We start from the raw sequence: 17,863 nt of genomic DNA on the forward strand, positions 1-17,863 counted from the left end.
TTTTTTGGCATGCTTTTTTCATTAGTTATCCTGTAAACCAAAAAACAGCATACTGTGATGCGCATTCTTTTATCCCTATTTCTAATGACAATTTTTGCCGGAGAGGCAACGGCGCAATTGAACGACTATAAATATATTATCGTTCCAAAGCAGTTCGGAAACTTTAAAAAACCCAATCAGCACTCTACGAGTACGTTGATCAAATATCTTTTTGCTCAAAAGGGATACACGGTCATTTATGATGATAACCTGCCCGAGGACCTTTATGGAAATCCCTGTATCGGGCTAACGGTTCGTTTGAATGATGAATCCTCCCTTTTCACTACGAAAACCACTTTGGGTCTAATTGATTGTAACGGGCGTGAGGTATTTAAAAGCGAGGAAGGAAAAAGTAAAAGCAAGGTGTTTCGTGAGGCGTACACCGAGGCCATTAAAAAGGCCTTTGTTTCATACGAGAACATTGTGTACGAATATAACGGAAGGGGACAGGCACAGCAAGAACCGGTGACGTTACGCTTTAATAACGATGTCAAACATTTGAAAGAAAATCAGGAGACAACGCCCACTTTGGACAAACATCAAGACCCTATGGTAACACAAAAAGCGACCAAGGACGAACAGTATTTTAAAAGTACGGAACCTAAAGCGTCCAAATATGAAAAAGGCGAAGCTCCGGCCGAGGTTGTGGAGCAAAAGGCAACGGAGGAGGTACAACTGTATAAAACAAATACGCCGGTCGATTCCGATATTGAAAAAAGTACCGGTACAAGTGTAGAAGGTCTTAAGTCCTCCGAACTGCTATATGCCCAAGAAGTAACCAATGGTTTTCAGTTGGTCGACAGCACGCCCAAAGTAGTGCTGAAAATGTATAGGACAGCTGTTCCCAATGTTTACACTACCACGATAGCCGGTGGCAACGGTGTGGTCTACCAAAAAGACGACAAGTGGTTTTTGGAGTATTATATCGGTGAAAAACAAACGGTTCAGGAATTGAACATCAAGTTTTAACCATCGTACTTATCTTTCCAACGGTTTTTCAAAAAGGTATTTATGGCATCCTCGCGAGGATTGGAACCGGGAGCGTAAAAGGTGGTCCCACTAAGGCTTTCCGGTAGGTATTCTGCATCCACAAAATTATTGGAGTACTCATGCGCATATTGATAATCCGCGCCATAGCCCAAATCTTTCATCAGTTTGGTGGGTGCATTCCGAAGTGGCAACGGTACGGAAAGGTCGCCTGTCTCCCTTACCCGTTGTTGCGCTTTGTTGATGGCCAAATAACTGGCATTGCTCTTTGGTGAAGTTGCCAAATAAATGGCACATTGGCTAAGGATAATTCTGGCTTCCGGATACCCTATAGTGGTTACGGATTGAAATGTGGTATTGGCAATGACCAAGGCCGTAGGGTTTGCCAGGCCGATATCCTCCGAAGCCGAAATGAGCATTCTTCGCGCTATAAACTTTACGTCCTCTCCACCTTCTATCATCCGGGCCAACCAATAAACCGCCGCATTGGGGTCGCTTCCCCGTATGGATTTAATGAAGGCCGAAACAATATCATAATGTTGTTCTCCCGTTTTATCGTACAGCACCGTATTTTTTTGCACTTTGCCCATGACGAGTTCATCGGTTACTACAACCTCCTCCGTATCCTCCGAATTGATGACCAGTTCAAAAATGTTCAAAAGTTTACGACCGTCCCCTCCCGACAAGCGTAAAAGTGCTTCCGTTTCGGCGAGGGCTATTTTTTTTGACTTTAGTAAAGTGTCCTCATCCATGGCTCTTTTTAACAGCGTTTCCAGATCGGATTTGTCGAATGCATTTAAAATATACACTTGACAACGGGACAAAAGTGCCGGAATGACTTCAAAACTAGGATTTTCGGTCGTGGCACCGATAAGGGTAACCCAACCTTTTTCCACGGCGGCAAGCAAGGAGTCTTGTTGCGATTTGCTGAACCGGTGGATTTCGTCTATAAACAATATGGGGTTTTTTGCGGTAAAAAGTCCACCACTTTGCTTCGCTTTTTCTATGACCTCCCTAATATCCTTGACCCCGCTGTTGATGGCGCTCAGCGTATAAAAGGGTCTTTTACTTTCGTTGGCGATAATATTGGCCAGGGTCGTTTTTCCCGTTCCGGGAGGCCCCCAAAGAATCAAGGAGGGGATCATCCCTTTTTTGATTTGCGTGGTGAGGGAACCATGGTCGCCAACCAAATGCCTTTGGCTCACATAATCGGAAAGGGTTTTGGGGCGTATTCGTTCTGCTAACGGTTCGTTCATACCGTAAAAGTAAAACAATACCATTTTAACTTTGAAATGGCATGTATAGAAATTGAATTATTTTTTAGCTGTTCAACGCAAAAAATGGAAGCATAGCCTGAGCTACGGTTAGATTCCAAGTCAAGCCGGGGACAGGCTTTTTAACAGAATGGATGAAAAAGAAACGAGTTCTTAGTGTTATTTCAAAGTTAAAATGGTACAAACTAAACAAAAGCGGTCGGTTGGCCGTCAAAGATTAAGGACCGTTTGCGTTTTAAAAGGGGAGCTGAACCTAACATACTCGTGGTTGAAACGAGTGTGCTGGCGATTGTATCCTTTACCTTCAGAGTGATTATTGCCAAGGTGACAATATTTCAGGTAAAATGGCTATGGCCGATTTATTGCTAAATTTAGGTCATGACGGAAGCTCAGCATTTCAAATTCACAAATGCCGTTATAATTGCCCCACTGGTGTCGGTTATCGCCATTTGGACCGTTTTTTGGTTAGAACTGCGTTTGCATACCAACTTCAACGAATTTGGGATCGTGCCCCAAACCTTTGGTGGACTTCGTGGTATATTATTAAGTCCGTTCATACATGGCTCTTTGGAGCATCTTTACAACAACACCCTGCCCCTGGGTATTTTAACGGCGGCCCTGTTTTATTTTTATAGGAAGAATGCCCTGATGGTGCTTTGCATCGGGATAGTGATTTCCGGTCTGGGAACTTGGCTTATCGGAAGGCCTTCATACCATATAGGGGCCAGTGGGCTTATTTACGTATTGGCGAGCTTTATTTTCTTTAAGGGAATCTTTACCAAATATTATCGGCTGATTGCCCTGTCGTTGATCGTGGTGTTTATTTATGGCAGCATGCTTTGGTATATTTTTCCGGTCAAGGAAGGAATGTCATGGGAAGGACATTTGGCCGGTTTCTTAACGGGATTGCTTTTAGCGGTATTCGTAAAGTCGCACATGCCTGCAGCCAAAAAATACGACTGGGAGCGGGAAGATTACGATGAGACCGATGATGTGTTTTTAAAGCATTTTGACGAGAATGGAAATTTTATAGAGAATGTAGTGCCGGAACAAGAGGAAGAACCGATCGTTTCCGCACCAAAGGTGAAAATCACCTATCACTTTAAAAAACGGAAATCTTCCGATACATCGGACTGATTGTGGTCAATGGTGATATTCGATTCCGTTTTTATGGAACCGCTTACGCTGCATTGGATATTCTCCCAGCTCTAGGTGTTTCGTTGGCGTACCGCCTCATATAGAAAAACGGAGCAGGCGACGGCAACGTTCAATGATTTGATTTCTCCTAGCAAGGGCAACTTGGCACTATGATCGGCAGCTTTAAGCGTTGACGGAGCTATTCCCCTGTCCTCGGATCCCATGATGATGGCACATGCTCCTTTCAAGGAGGTTTCATATACGGAAGTATCGGTCTTTTCAGTGGCAGCGATTACGGAAACACCGCTAGCCTGCAAATAAAACACGGCATCCTTGATATGGTCTACCTTAACGATAGGAACCAAAAAAGCGGCTCCCGCAGAGGTTTTGATGGTGTCTGAAGTTACGGGAGCGGCACCTTTTTTCTGGATGATAATACCATCTACACCGGTGCATTCCGCGGTCCTGATAATGGCCCCAAAATTACGGACGTCCGAGAGTTGATCGAGCAATAAGAACAAGGGATCCTTTTTTTGTTCCATCACGGTATCCACCAATACCGAAAGATCATGAAAACGAATGGGCGAAATATTCGCTACAACGCCTTGATGGTTATTATTCGTAAGCCGGTTCAGTTTTTCGATGGGAACATAAGAAGTGTTCAAACCCTTGGCGCGCACGAGTCGTTCCAATTCCTTGGATAACGTTCCTTGAAGCCCACGTTGCACAAAAACCTTATCAATGGGTTCGTTAGCAGTTATTGCTTCTATAACCGCACGTATCCCATATATTTGGGTGGTTTCTTTCATGGCGTAAAGGTAGCCAAATATCGTATGGTGTTTTGGAAAGGGTTTCTTTTTTTAAAGAATTTCAAGAAATCGTTTTTGGTATTGTCCGATTACTCTACCGTGAACAAAACCCGTTCCGAAATAGGAGTGCCTATAGCGGTAAACCCTTCCAGCACAATTTCAAATGTTCCCGTAATATCGGAGGTAGTAAAGGAGATGGTATTGTTTTTTTGTCGTAACACATAGTTGCCGTTCCACAACAATTGATATCGAAAATCCGGAACATGTTCCCAGGAACCGCCTACGGAACCATAGTTTGGCGAAAAGTATTTTTTAACGGGCTGTACCGTGGGAATGTCCACCGGTTTCGAATCGTTTTTAAAAACCGGGACAACGGTTTGGGGCAGTTTGGTGTTGAACAGTACTACGCCCTGATATCTTTGTTTTCCAAAAAACAGGTTCGTTTGGGAAGCGATAATTTCCTCGAAATCACTTGCCGATTGGTCCAGTAATAGCGCATGGTCCTTTACCAACCGACCGTTTAAAAGTACCAAAGCGTCCTTGGTGTCGAACAAAATGGAAGGCGGGGTCCGTACGCGCATTCGATTCCCCGAATTTGCTCCACTGATTTGTATTGGCCCAATGATTTCCCGAATGGTTTCCCGTAGGGTCGGGAACCTCGTGTAATCGTCAAGTCTGAAATGACTTTGTGTCCCCTTTTCCAAAAGGGTTGTTTTTGGGGTCGGGAACAGACTATCGGGCTTTACCGCGAAATAAGATGTTTCTATTTGGTTGTGTACACTTTTTTCCAAAATGGCTTTTTCCATTTTGGGCGACAATTCAAACCGCCTAAACGATATAGCATCGTATGTAATGGCAGGGGTCGGCGTTAATTGTAACTTGGCATTCTCTTGGTCCAGGAGGTCTAAAAAAGCCATTTCGTTCTCGATACCCTTTGGAATAACGATATCAAAACGACCTTCGGCATCTGTTCGATAGATATTGAAACGTTCTGGCTGTCCAGGGACAGAAAGCGCAAGAGACAACGCAGCGGTATTGTCTTCCTCTTTGATGATCGTGCCGGAAAGGATTTTTCCTCTTAGCTCGGGTATAAATAGAATGGAATCGTACCGTGCTTTTTCTTTTTTTTCGGGTAGCAGTGCGGTAGCGTTTGGAGGTTCATATCCAGAAAGAGATCCTGCTTTTCGTATGGAAAGGGAGTAGGAACCTTTTTGCAAGCTAGGGTCTTTTATTGTAATGTTGGCCTGCCCTTCTTTCCTGGTCCCTAAAACTGGCGATGTCATGGAAATCTCTAGCAACGGCGGAGCGGTATTCTTGAATGTCTTTTGGCTTTGGATTTGGTCGTTTCGGTCAATTTCGGCCCCGTATGTTTCCAAAGAATTGTTCGTTTTCGTTTTAGCCGTGGTGTAGGGGTTTACTATGGTAATATCACTTTTAAAAAAGGAGGCCATGCCCCCGTTGCGCATCCATTGGGTATGGGCCAGAAGTTTGTAGTTTCCGGTAGGCAGATTGGTTCCTATAAAAATATCGCTTGTCGCTTTTCCATTGGTAAGGAAAAGGGTTTTTTCAAAAATGGTCTCAAGGGTTTCGTTGATCAGCGTGATGTATGCCACTTTGCTCGTGGTGCTCGATCGTAAGGTTTTACGATCAAGAACATAACAACTGTAATGCACATAATCTCCCGGAAAAAATACGGTGGTGTTAAGATGCAGGTACACGGTTTCTGGGGAAAGCTTTGAAAACGTTTGCGTTTCTTGTGCCTTTGTCCCTTCTTTAAAAAGAAGAAGGAAAAGAACGGTTATGAAGAACTTATGTGGTAAAGGCATATGGTTTTCAATTAATCTATCCAAAATTCGGGAACAATGTTTGTGCCCAGTACATTACAATCTCCGCAAATGGTCGGTACCATACTAAACGGACCTTCTCCCGGAGGTCTCGGAGATCCCGAGTCGGTAAAGAACTCCAAAGTTTCGTTTTCGATTGCGAGTGCCAATGGGGAATTTCCAAATTGGTCCGTTTCTAAAAGAGGGGAGAGAAAAACATCACAACCAACGGCGTAATTCGGTTCCGTAACATCTTCAAAGAAATCCTCGTAATTAAAAAATATGCGGTTTTCGGAGATTGATGCAACATCGAAAAAACCGCTTACCTTTTTAGTACCTCCAGATACGGTAATGTTCCCGATCAGAAAACCAGGTTGGTTTTGGGACAACAGGCTTCCTTGGTTGGATAACTTTTGTAAATTGTTATAAAACTCATAAGCGCTGCGGCGTTGTACCAGCTGCTTCACCAAAATACTATAGCGGTGGGCAATGATAAAATCCGATCGTTCTATAAATCGAATCGGTAAGGCGACTACGTTGTCTTCGGCCTGGTTGGTCGTATCAAAAAGTAAACTCCCGGTGGCGTCAACCGTTTTAAAACAGGTCCGTTCCTCCCTTTGTCTGGGTCTAATATCGACGGTCAGTGGGTCTTGGGTAACCACATAGGCTTCGAACGGGCTCCACCTTGGCGCGATAATTTTATAGGTCTCCTCATAAAAATAGCGGTAGTAGCGACTTTCTCCCGAAGGGTCGGTACTGTTGACGGTGATGTTCACGCCTTCTATGCCATTTTCGTCTATTGCCTTTTGCGCAACGACCGAACCGATATTGGAGGTAGTGGATAGCCGCACGGTTTCAGAAACCATTGCGGTACCGTTCTGCGTTTCTATTCGTAACCTATAATCAGTACCCGGTAGCGCTTCAAAGGCCTCGACGGATCGGTAGGTGCCCGGAACAATTTCCTCAAAAGCGATTGCCCTATCATTTTCCAGGACGGTTACCGAGGCATTTTGTTCCGGTACGGCCTCGGATGTGCCGAGTGCCGCCGTGTTGCTTATTTTTACAGTATGAAATTCGTTCGTATTGGTTATGGTAGCTTCTACGATAAACACCTCCTCAAAATTACTCTCGGGTAGTTCAAAAGGCTCTACGCAGCGTGTAAATACCAACAGTACGACCAATGCTAGGGCGCAACGAACGGCAATGTAACGTATGTGGGCGTGCTCTTTGTTCAAAATTTGATGTTATAGGTTATCGATGGTACCGGAATATTGAAAATAGCGCTTTGAAATGCTTTTACCTCTCCGCTATCGGTAACAAAAAATACGGAATAGGGATTATTACGGCCCAATACGTTGTATATTGAAATATTCCAAAAACTATGGGCCAACTTATCCTTTTTATGGTTTCCCTCCAAATTGAAACCAAGGTCCAGCCGATAGTAATCCGGAATTCGGAATTGGTTCCTTGCACTATACAACACTTGTTGTTGTCCATCAAAAGTAAAGGTCCCGGTAGGTATTGTAACCGGCCGTCCCGTTTGGTATATAAAATTTGTGGAGAAGCTGATCCGTTTACTGACCTCGTAGTTGGCAACGAAGCTAATGTCATGTGGCTTATCAAAATTTGACGGGAAGTACGCTCCAGAATTGATCGTTTCTTCTTGGATATCACTTTGAAATCGATAGAAGGAACGGCTGTAAGTGTACCCTAGCCAGCCATTGAGTTTGCCATAGTTTTTCCGCAACAGCAACTCTGCTCCATAGGACTCACCATCGCCCTGTAAGGTTTCGGTTTCCACATTTTCGTTTAACAAAAGCTGTGCGCCCGTTTTAAAGTCCAATACGTCGCTAAGCCGTTTGTAAAACCCTTCCAAACTCAGGGTATATTGTTCTTCGGCAAAATTCTTGAATAGGCCCGTTGAAGCAAACCACGCCTGTTGTGGGCGAATGTTGGTGTCGGATAGGGTATAGGTGTCTATCGGGGAAACGGTAGTATTGTTGGAAAGGGAATGTAGGTACTGTACCGTATTGTTGATACTCGCTTTTACGGAAAGATCTTCCTGTAAGGTGTACCGGGCACCGATACGCAGTTCCGGGTACAGATAGGTTTTGAAAAAATCCCCTTTCTCAAAGCTTTCCGTTCGCTCTACGGTAGTGTCGGTTCGCGGTTCATTGGCTTCATATACCCGTTGTTCGGATGGACCGATCGCATTGAACATGGAGAGGCGAACCCCTAAATTCAGTTCAAAGGCTTCCGAAAAATCAATTTTATCCGAAACAAATAATGCAGACTCCAATCCATGCTCTTCGGTCAGTTTTATCGCTTGGATCTGGCTTTCGGGGGTCAGGCCTTGTATGGCCCCTGGCTCTAGGGAATAAAGTTTGCTTTCAATTCCGTAGGAAAGGGCGTGCTTCGGATGCAGACGATAATCCATTTTCACCTTTAATTGGGTTTCCCGGATACCGTAATCAAAAGCGAAGTCTACCTCGGGTCTTCCTTCAAAATCGATGTTGAAACGATATTCATTGTAGGATAGTTTAGCGGAACCCCTATGTTTTTCATTGAACACATGGTTCCATTTAAGGGTGGCCAACCTATTTTCATAACCATAAAGGGAATCTTGGGTAATACTAAAGGCATCTTTACTAAAATAGGCCGTTGCCTCTATGGCATTGTTATCGTTCAATGTGTGATTGTATTTGGCTACTATATCATAGAAATAAGCATTTCTCCCTTGTAAAGAAGGCTCATCTATCGCGTTTAAGATCCAGTCCGAATAGGTACCTCTGGCCCCGATGAGAACTCCCCCCTTTTTGTCCCATATCGGTGCTTGTACCATTATATTGCCCGTTACCGGACCGATAGAGGCTTCTCCCTGAATTTTTTCGGTTTTGGCGTCTATGGTCTTAATATTGAATACAGAGGATAGCCGTCCCCCATATTCAGCAGGGATATTGCCCTTAAAAATATCGACGGATTCTACCGTAAATGGGTTCAAGGCGGAGAAAATGCCGAAAAAATGGGAAGGATTGTAAAGCGTGGAACCATCCAAGAGAATGAGGTTTTGGTCGGTTTTACCACCTCTTACATTATAGCCGGCCGCGCCTTCGCCCGCAGATGTGATGCCCGGTAATGTGGTAGCTACCTTCAAAAGATCCCGCTCCCCTAAAACAACGGGTATGGTTTTTGATTCTTCCGACCCGATATTGCTACTTCCTATTTCCGTTTCTTGAATGTCCGCATTGTTATTCGCCCTTAGCACCACTTCTTGTAATTGTTCTATTTGTTCGGAAACAACGAGGTCCAGTGTTCCGTTGCCATAAACGATGATGGGCTGGTTCAAGCGCTCTAATCCAATGGCATCGGTCAAAAGCGTTGCTTTTCCTGCCGGCACAGAAAGGGTATAAAACCCTTTTTGGTCGGTCACGGTGTTTTTGCCACCTTCGATCCGCACCAGTACATTGGGTATGGAGGCTCCCGTTTCCGCTGTTCTAACGATTCCGGAAAGTTTAAAAGCATTGGAGATGTTTCCTTTTTGTTGCTTACCAATGGTAACGGTCCGTTTTGTATTCCGCTGGTTTTGCTGATTTTGGAACGCTACCGAAAGTGCGGCGTTTTCTTCTTCGGAAGATACAGGTATGCTATCGTTGGTTCGTTGTTTGGGAAAGAAACCTTCTGGGAGATAATCATAGATCAACTGCCCTTTGGTAAGCACCACCTTTTTTCCATCGTAATAGTAGTAATTGAAATCGGTCCCCTCTAGCAGGGATTCCAGTAGGGTCCCCAAATCGTTTGCCGATAGCTCGTCCGCGATGGGTGTGTTGTCAAACCACTCTGGGATGTAATAAAAAGGGATTCCCGTTTGTTTTTCCAACTGTTGTAAAACTTCCAATCTGGTACGACCTTGAGTGGTAATGGAAACCTCCGTTTTTTCCATTTGCGCGAAGAAAAAATGCGGAAGTAGCAACAATACGGTAAGTGGAAACAGTATTTTCATTCTACCGCGATTTTAGGTTTTAAGGATGCCAAATGCAGCTCGTTCAACAGCAATAACAGAATTTCCGGTTTTTTTCGTTGCTTTCTGGAATAGGGTTTTAGTATTCCATCGATGCGCTGGCGCTGCTCTGGAAAGTACTGGTAAAGGTCTTTCTCCGAATCGATTAAAAACATTTCATTACCGCGCTGTACATAGCATGTTTTAGTGGCGGTATACCGGTCGTACAGTTCATTTTTTTCCGCATATTTCTCCTGAACCTTTTTCTGATGTAGCACAAAAACCTGGAACGAGGGATTTGAAGATTTTTTTTCGTAAAAAATAGGATTTCCGTCGGACGAAAGTTTCATTTCGAAATTGCGTTTATCCATGGAAAAGGAAGTCACCAAATCGGTGAACAAGGTTATGGAAAGCAAATCCGTTTCTGGCGGGGGTTTCATGTGTAATTCTTGTTTTACGATGTCGTATCGTAGCGATACATTATAGTACTGTTGTCCTCTGTAAGTTATGTTGCCCGCTCGGTAAAAACGTGTGTCGTGAAACGGATTGTTTTCGCCGGAAATTTTAGGATAAGGAGTGTTCGGCTTTCCAAAGTAAATACCTGAATTTACGTATGGAAAAATAACATCGTAAACTTGGAGTTTTTTTTCATGCTCCAAGTTGATTTCTTGAGCAAAAGATGACAAAGAAAATAGGAAAAGATAAAAGAGAGGATTTTTCAATATTTATGAATTCTAATTAAGTGGGAAAGTACGAAAAAATGAGCTTTATAACACCTGTGGTTTAGAAATACAAAACTTTTAGATACCGAAAAATCCACTTTTGGCCTTATGTCAAAGCAAAGCGGTTTGAGTAGTATTAAATCGGTATGCTCATGTCTTCTGGTTTTGTTGCAAATTACAGGTAATGCCTCAAATTTTGAGAGCCCAAACTACTGGTAAAAAAGTGACTTGACGAAACACGATTTGGTTGCTGGTAGCGGATGTTTAAATCAAGGTATTGCATTTACCTTGGCTAAATATCCTTTTGAGGTACAGATTTCAATCATTTTCCCATCAGTCCTACTAACTTTTAGAACACCATTGGTAATGAGTTCTGGTCCGTTTAAAATTTTATAATTTCCGGTACTTTTTAATTTGGACGCTAAGACGCGGATGATATCCAGTTTGTTCATTTTTGTTTTACCTTGTTTTCCGTTCACTTCAAGAAGTACCATTTCTAAGTTTGGAAGATAACTGCCTAGCACAATGCTATCACTTTTGGTCACATGGGTGAATTTTAAATCATCGATGAATAGGGTGTCAATAGATGAAAACGATAAGGGTAATTTATATTCTATACTTACGTTTTGAGACCGTTTGCAGTCCGTTTTTTCTTTTTTATAAGTACAATTGAATAGCAATATACATAGGCCGATAGAGGCGAATAATTGGATTGTTTTTTTAGGAATCATATGTTTAAAATGAATTTGAAAAGGGCCACCTTGCTAAGGTGGTATGCTTCAAAAATAAAAGCCTGTAACATAAATGTCACAGGCTTTATAAAAATATTTATTCGTTTTTTAATATACGAAGTCTCTATTTCTCCAATCGTTAGCTCCCGTAGCAGTACCTACATCTCCGGCTGAGGCCTCTCCACCAAAAGTGTAAATATCATCTTGGGTAACTTCCAATTCGGAAGCGGGTACTGGAAACATGGTAGGAGATCCTGCCTGTAACATATCATGTCTTCTCATAAAAGCCCATTCGACACACATTCCAGAAGCAAGGTCAAGCTCTATAGATACTTCATAGAGCAGGGCGTTCAGTACGTTGTCAGCTGCGGCAGTCGTAGACTGATTACCTTTAGTAGCTCTTGGAGAAGCATCCAAGGCAGCAACAGCAGAAGCAAAATCACCTTTTCTATAATAACACTCCGCTTTAATGTAGTCCATTTCGGCTGCAGCGAAAATGTTCACTGGAATACCTGTTTGGTTTTGATTATTACCGTTAAAGAACTTGATTGTCTTGTAACTGGAAAATAATTGTCTACCCCTAGAGGCCCGTAAAAATCCAAATTCCGAACCAACATAGGCATAATACTCATCTACTCTTGGGTCATCTGTAACTACGGGATCTAAGATGATGGTATCATCTATAGGATAGTCCGTATCGTACGTTGGGTCGAATAAACGTTGAATTTTGATGTCTGTCGGCATGTAACCGGCCGGACTCAAATCGAAAAGAGACCAATCTTGGAAATTGTTGAAAAATACATTTTCGGTGGCTTGCGGTGCAAGGTCTGTGGTAATACCGTTATTTGCATACGCAAGTACGGCATCGTAATCCACGCTTTGGGCTTCCGCATTAGTCCTTGGAAGCGCGATAGTCAACCTTGCTAAATAGCTATTGGCCAATGCAATAAATCTTGCTCCATCGATAACCTCTCCGTTTGGATATATTGGGTACTGAAAACCACTTTCTCCTTGAGCGATTGAAATCGCTTGCTCAATGTTGGCGACTGCCGCGGCAAACACCTCTTGATAGGTCGAAAATTCAAGTGTGTTAGGATCGGTATCAGGATTTACGATGTACGCCTGATTGTAGATCATAGCAAGATATCCTTGAGCAACACCCTTATCAAAATAAGCGCCTGCAAGTTCCTGGTTCGTTAAATCGGTGTCACCGTCAATTACAGTGTTTCCATCGATTTCTATATTTCCAATAACGATATTGGCATTGTTGATTACGGAATTAAAGTCATTCCAACCACCACCAGCTTGAAATGGTAAATCGTCATTGGCGGTAGAATTGATAATCTGCCGTCTTGGCTGATCACAAAAGTCCCAGAAACCTCTAAACGCATTGGTAGTTGAAAACTGATCGGACAGTGCCCTAAAATACACTCCGGTAAATTCTACCTGTGAGGTCATCAATGCCGAATGATTGGAAATATTGAAATTCTGGAAATCGGCGGCATTTGCCAATACCCTTCCGGCATCGGCCTGGTTATCGTTTGGAATATTAAATTCCTCTTGGGAACACGACATGATTCCCAAGGCCGTTAATAAATAAACTACTTTTTTCATAATGCTTTTTTTTTTAAAATGTTATCAAGATGGAACCAGCAAATAACCTAAAATTCGGAAAGGTAAACTCATCAATCCTAAAAATCGGACTTCCCGCCAAAGCGACTTCTGGATCATATCCAGTATAGTCGGTAAATGTCCAAAGATTACGACCTGATAATGTCAACTTAATAGCTTCTAGAGGTAATTGTGGTCCTAAAATCTCTTTATCAAAGGTATAAGATAAGGAAATTTCACGAATTTTTACAAATGATGCATCTTCTACAAAATAGTCAATAGGTGCAGCGCCGTTGTAAATCGTAGAACTTGCGTTGGCATAAGACGACGGTTGCCCCGCAGCGCCAAAGGTATCCAAATCGGCGTGCCTATCGTTAAAGTATAAAAACTGTCTTGAATAATTGTAGACATCACCGCCAAATTGTGCATCTATCAAGGTGTATAAACTCATGTTCTTATAGGTAAACGTATTTCTAAAGCCCATATTGAAATCCGGGTTGGTATCTCCGATAAAGCCTACCTCCAATTGGTTGGTGTCGGCGTTCCATTTACGGATGGCTTGTTCACCGGTGCCTACAAGCCCTGTTTCGCCTTCATTGGCGGTAACGATTACGTGTCCAAATTCATTGACACTGAAGTCGCTTATCGGAAGGTTAAGTCCTTCATTGATTACCAATCCATCCTCAACGGTAAGGTCATCCAAAGATTTCACCAAGGTATTACCGAACATGGCTCCATAGGGCTGTCCTGGCTCTACTCTAAAAACATTAACGGCCGGAGCTGAATCGACCCGATTTATAACGTTATCGCCGAAATCGACAATATTTCGGTTAAACGGGGCCACATCTCCAAGACTTACGATTTGATTATCCACGGTGAAAGCCGTGATACCAAAAGTCCACTGAAAGTCTTCCGTTTCTATCGCAGTGCCTTTAATGGATGCTTCGAAGGAAGTATACTCCGTTTCGGCAACATTCTGTCTTTGAACTGTTCCCGGAACCGCACCAGAAAGGGGAACGGTAATAATCGCTCCTTCTGTCTGAGAATTCGCATAGGTAAAAGAAGCATCTATTTTATCCCATAGGGTAAAGTCCAAACCGACTTCAAGCTCGCTAATATCCGGAGATTGAAGATTGGGGTTTCCAATTTGTACAGGACTGATTCCCGTCTGCGCTACAGAGAACGTTTCAAAAATATCGCCGAAGTTTGGTCGCAAACCTGCAGTACCATAAGAAGCGCGTAATTTAAGCTCGGTGAATACATCCGACTCAAAGTCCTCGCTTAAACGGTAGGCCAAAGAGCCTCTATAAAAGACTTGGTCTCTGTTATCTTCACCAAACAAAGAACTTCTATCAGTACGAACAAAACCACCAAGAATTAACTTTTCTTTCCAATCCAAATCTGCCGAGAAGAAAAGATTTTGTGTTTTTTCTCTGAACTGACCAGAGAAAACAAAAATGTTTTCTGTTCCCTGCTGTAAGTTACGAACGCCTTCTGTCAAGAAATTTGACGATTGGGAACGATTGAAAGAAGATTTAATATCTTCAAACAAGTAGCGTACGGAACTTTTTATTCCGAAATCACCAAAGGTCTTGTTGAAATTCAACTGTGCATAGGAATTAACACGCGCAGATTTGGCGTTTAAGATTGAATAAAAACCATTATCCGTATTTGGGTTGCCTTGTGCTCCACTGATGTAACCTTTGGGAAAAAACTCTTCGAATTGAGTGCTACCACGGTCGGTAGAAATTTGGCCTTCAAAAAACAAATTGTCGGTAATGCTATACTTTGCGGTTATACCGGAAATGAGTCTTGAACTTTCAACAGTGTTTCTTTGCTGACGTGCTACATACAATGGGTTTTGGTATTCGCCAATAAAACCGTTGTCGGGGTAGAAAGGTACAAATCCTCCATTTTCATCCCTTACTTCAAGATCTGTGGTCGGGTCACCGGTAAGAAGGTTAAAGAACAAGTTGTCGCCTTGTCCACCTTGCTGCACTTCCTGCCCTGTTCTTCTTACTACATAGTTGGTGAAATCGACTTTGAAACGGTCAGACATATTGACAGTCATGTTCAAACGGGCATTTTGACGCTTGGTTTCTTCCAAACCATCAATAAGTCCACCAACTCTATTATCTTCAAGGGAAGCAAAATACCCTATTTTATCCAGCTTCTGTGATACATTGATCGTGGTAAGTTGATAAGGTTGGGTAGTCAATAACCGGTCTACATTGTCTATAATCTGTCCGGGCCATGGATTATCGAACAATCCATCTGGGTCGGCAACGATACCGCCACTGCTTACATCAAAATTACCATTGGCATCCAAGAGTCTGTCATGGTTTTTCGCCAAAGGATACCCTCGCTGTATATTCGAGAAACCGTTTTCCTGTCGAATGTTAACCCTAGGTTTGTCCGTTGTTCCTTTTTTGGTGATAATTTGGATTACACCATTACCCGCCAAAGATCCATAGAGGGAGGAAGCTGCCGCTCCTTTAACAACTTCGATGGATTCAAAGTCTTGGGTACTGAAATCGGATAAGCTCCCTTGGGTGATCACACCGTCTACTATAATAAGGGGAGCCGTACTTCCTTCAATAGAACTGGCACCCCGCAATATAATCGCAGAGTTTCTAAGCGGGTTACCGCCACCTTGAACGATTTGTGCACCTGCAACCTTACCGATAAGGGCGGAGGCAGCATCTGGCGTTGGAACCGTTTGTACTCCTGCCACAGGAACGGTTTCCACAATAAAAGGAAGCTTCTTTTTGGAAGTTCCTTGAGCAACACCGGTAAGTACAACCTCTTCTAGCGCTTGGGCACTTTCCGTCATTTGTACGTTGATGGTGTTGGATGCACCGATGGTCACTTTTTCGTTCTTTTGACCAATGTAGGTGAAAAGAAGGGCCTGGCCTTCACTTCCCTTAATGGCATAGTTGCCATCAAAATCGGTTTGGGTACCACTGGTAGTTCCTACTACCAAGATATTTACCCCAGGAAGTGGTAAGCCGTCTTGATCGGTCACCGTACCGGTAATCGTCTTGTCTTGTGCAAACGTCGAATGCACAATAACCGCTAATAGTAGCGTTAAGAATCCGTTTAGTTTTGTTCTCATTTTTTAATTATTTGAATTAGCTAGCGGCAAAAATCAAAAAAGGAAGTTAATTATCCAAACCTTTTTTAATAAAATTTTAACGCTGCGCATATTAATTTCAGGCCCTGACGCGATTTTGTTCGGAATAAAAATGACGATGCCTTGTTTGTGTGTTGGAAGCATGCTCGTATTTGTTTTGCATTATTTATATAACTGGAGGTTGTCAAATTGTGATTTTTATGCGGGTATTGCTTGAGCGGAACGGGTGTATTCGGTCCTTGGATCTAGTAAATTGAATTTCCTTCGGAGATTTTAAAATCTTGATAAATTTCTGAAGGGAAAGTTTTTTAGCCTTCCTTATACTCCGAACTCATTTAGACTTTTTCATTTTGAATTTTCTCAATGCCAAGACTATGAATGACAGGTAGTTGAAACCTTTCCAGCTTGCGATGGTCGTATCGAATTTGTAGAGCAGTGACCGGAAGCTGTCCATCCATGCATTTGTCCTCTCAACTGCATATCTTTCAGAATAAAGGTCTTGGTCGAAATTATTCGTCCCTAACGTCCGCGCTCCCGTTTCACTTGTTGAAATAGATGTTGGCATTGATTTCCTTTGCGGAACATACCGTCCTGAAATCCTTGAAATCGAACCCTGCTCCGCGTTAAGGAACAGGCCGTCCGTCGCGATGTCCGCTTGGTCGAGCGTGGCGGTGACTACCTCGAACTGCACCTCGATGCCGTAGAGGTCGTTGTGGTTGCCCGCAACGGGTTCCGACATGGCCAAAGGCAGCCCATGGCGGTCGGTCAGGTAGAGCACCCAGAAGTATCGAGGATGTTCTTCATCCTCTTGCTCCTTTGTACTCCAAGATCTCGCCACCACGTTTACAAGGGGTATGCTTCCCGTCAAGGTCTAAACTAGAAAGGTTGAGCCTGTCCCTGTGCCGTTTTCAAACGGTCTTCCAACAATCAAGGAAGGTTCCGTCAAGATGCCACTTCTGATAATGGCGTTAGACCGATCACTAGCTCTGGGCCTCGGGAACAGTGCCGTCACGGGCAATAGCTCCGACTGTACCCCGCTTTTCATCTTATGGTTTATCTCACTGACGATTTCGCATAAGATGACCGTTGGGGTAAAACCCTTTTTCTGTAAAGGTTTGTGCGGAACTATCTCCATTTCCATAATATCCTTGTAGAGTACTCTGTAGATAGGATATGGTATCTGCCTGTGGCAACACAAATTTCCGTTGCCCTATCTCTATGATTCAAAAAGCTTAAACTACTTCGTCATAATATTGATTAAAAATTAGTAGAACAGGTTAAATAACGTGAGTTCGACGTAAAGAAAGAATTTTTTAGATAGGAAAAAAGCAGAATATTTAGTAAATTAAAGTGTTGAATTTCAATTACTTAAATAACATTCTGCTTTATGATTTCTACTATTAAAATTATCGAAATTTTTTGTTCCATAGACGATTTTTGCAAGAAGTTTGTTCCTTTTTGGCAAAAAAGCCTGATAGCCAACGGTAAAAAGCGCATCCGCAAATCCAAAATGTCGCTCTCGGAGGTGATGACCATCCAAGTTCTTTTTCAAATCTCCGGATACAGGACCTTCAAAGATTTTTATTTGACTTATGTACGT

At 42.9% G+C, this 17,863-nt stretch carries 13 protein-coding genes and 1 pseudogene; 3 read left to right on the forward strand and 11 right to left on the reverse strand.

What is annotated here, in order from left to right; genetic code table 11:
- Positions 1 to 57 precede the first annotated feature (57 nt).
- Complete coding sequence (locus ACRD7P_RS11275; RefSeq protein ID WP_430907716.1) at positions 58 to 1,008, forward strand: hypothetical protein; 951 nt, start codon at positions 58 to 60, stop codon at positions 1,006 to 1,008.
- On the opposite strand, the gene ACRD7P_RS11280 is transcribed toward ACRD7P_RS11275, so the two are convergent.
- Entirely contained in the window at positions 1,005 to 2,282 is a 1,278-nt protein-coding gene (locus ACRD7P_RS11280) for a replication-associated recombination protein A (RefSeq protein WP_430907717.1), read from the reverse strand. The genes ACRD7P_RS11275 and ACRD7P_RS11280 overlap by 4 nt on opposite strands.
- A gap of 396 nt (positions 2,283 to 2,678) precedes the next feature.
- Between ACRD7P_RS11280 and ACRD7P_RS11285 the strand changes: the two genes are divergently transcribed.
- Positions 2,679 to 3,437 carry a rhomboid family intramembrane serine protease gene (locus ACRD7P_RS11285; protein WP_430907718.1) on the forward strand — a complete coding sequence of 253 codons (759 nt, stop codon included), beginning with the start codon at positions 2,679 to 2,681 and terminating at the stop codon, positions 3,435 to 3,437.
- Positions 3,438 to 3,508: 71 nt separating this feature from the next.
- On the opposite strand, the gene rlmB is transcribed toward ACRD7P_RS11285, so the two are convergent.
- The 10 genes from rlmB to ACRD7P_RS11335 all read right to left on the reverse strand — a co-directional run bounded on the left by rlmB (position 3,509) and on the right by ACRD7P_RS11335 (position 17,404).
- A complete protein-coding gene (gene rlmB, locus ACRD7P_RS11290) occupies positions 3,509 to 4,246 on the reverse strand; it encodes a 23S rRNA (guanosine(2251)-2'-O)-methyltransferase RlmB (RefSeq protein WP_430907719.1) in 738 nt (245 codons plus the stop codon).
- Positions 4,247 to 4,335: 89 nt separating this feature from the next.
- Positions 4,336 to 6,072: a hypothetical protein gene (locus tag ACRD7P_RS11295; protein WP_430907720.1), complete on the reverse strand. Its 1,737-nt coding sequence runs from the start codon at positions 6,070 to 6,072 to the stop codon at positions 4,336 to 4,338.
- An 11-nt stretch (positions 6,073 to 6,083) separates the two neighbouring features.
- The gene (locus tag ACRD7P_RS11300; RefSeq protein WP_430907721.1) at positions 6,084 to 7,304 is read right to left on the reverse strand and encodes a DUF4249 domain-containing protein; all 1,221 of its coding nucleotides are present in this window, start codon (positions 7,302 to 7,304) and stop codon (positions 6,084 to 6,086) included.
- The gene (locus tag ACRD7P_RS11305) at positions 7,301 to 10,069 is read right to left on the reverse strand and encodes a TonB-dependent receptor (RefSeq protein ID WP_430907722.1); all 2,769 of its coding nucleotides are present in this window, start codon (positions 10,067 to 10,069) and stop codon (positions 7,301 to 7,303) included. Before ACRD7P_RS11305 ends, ACRD7P_RS11300 begins: the two co-directional genes overlap by 4 nt.
- Positions 10,066 to 10,506, reverse strand: coding sequence for a hypothetical protein (locus ACRD7P_RS11310; RefSeq protein ID WP_430907723.1), 441 nt, complete (start codon positions 10,504 to 10,506; stop codon positions 10,066 to 10,068). Before ACRD7P_RS11310 ends, ACRD7P_RS11305 begins: the two co-directional genes overlap by 4 nt.
- A gap of 551 nt (positions 10,507 to 11,057) precedes the next feature.
- Positions 11,058 to 11,519 carry a hypothetical protein gene (locus tag ACRD7P_RS11315; RefSeq protein WP_430907724.1) on the reverse strand — a complete coding sequence of 154 codons (462 nt, stop codon included), beginning with the start codon at positions 11,517 to 11,519 and terminating at the stop codon, positions 11,058 to 11,060.
- Positions 11,520 to 11,627: 108 nt separating this feature from the next.
- The gene (locus ACRD7P_RS11320; RefSeq protein WP_430907725.1) at positions 11,628 to 13,133 is read right to left on the reverse strand and encodes a hypothetical protein; all 1,506 of its coding nucleotides are present in this window, start codon (positions 13,131 to 13,133) and stop codon (positions 11,628 to 11,630) included.
- Positions 13,134 to 13,146: 13 nt separating this feature from the next.
- Positions 13,147 to 16,245: a SusC/RagA family TonB-linked outer membrane protein gene (locus ACRD7P_RS11325; RefSeq protein ID WP_430907726.1), complete on the reverse strand. Its 3,099-nt coding sequence runs from the start codon at positions 16,243 to 16,245 to the stop codon at positions 13,147 to 13,149.
- Between the two features lie 349 nt (positions 16,246 to 16,594).
- Positions 16,595 to 17,131: a hypothetical protein gene (locus ACRD7P_RS11330; RefSeq protein WP_430907727.1), complete on the reverse strand. Its 537-nt coding sequence runs from the start codon at positions 17,129 to 17,131 to the stop codon at positions 16,595 to 16,597.
- A gap of 3 nt (positions 17,132 to 17,134) precedes the next feature.
- On the reverse strand, positions 17,135 to 17,404 hold the full coding sequence (locus ACRD7P_RS11335; RefSeq protein WP_430907728.1) for a hypothetical protein: 270 nt from the start codon (positions 17,402 to 17,404) through the stop codon (positions 17,135 to 17,137).
- A gap of 246 nt (positions 17,405 to 17,650) precedes the next feature.
- Between ACRD7P_RS11335 and ACRD7P_RS11340 the strand changes: the two are divergent.
- Positions 17,651 to 17,863: pseudogene (locus tag ACRD7P_RS11340) on the forward strand (IS982 family transposase); the annotation flags it as partial.

Origin of the sequence: Maribacter sp. 2-571 (assembly GCF_050589625.1) — a bacterium.
Taxonomy (GTDB): Bacteria; Bacteroidota; Bacteroidia; order Flavobacteriales; family Flavobacteriaceae; genus Pelagihabitans.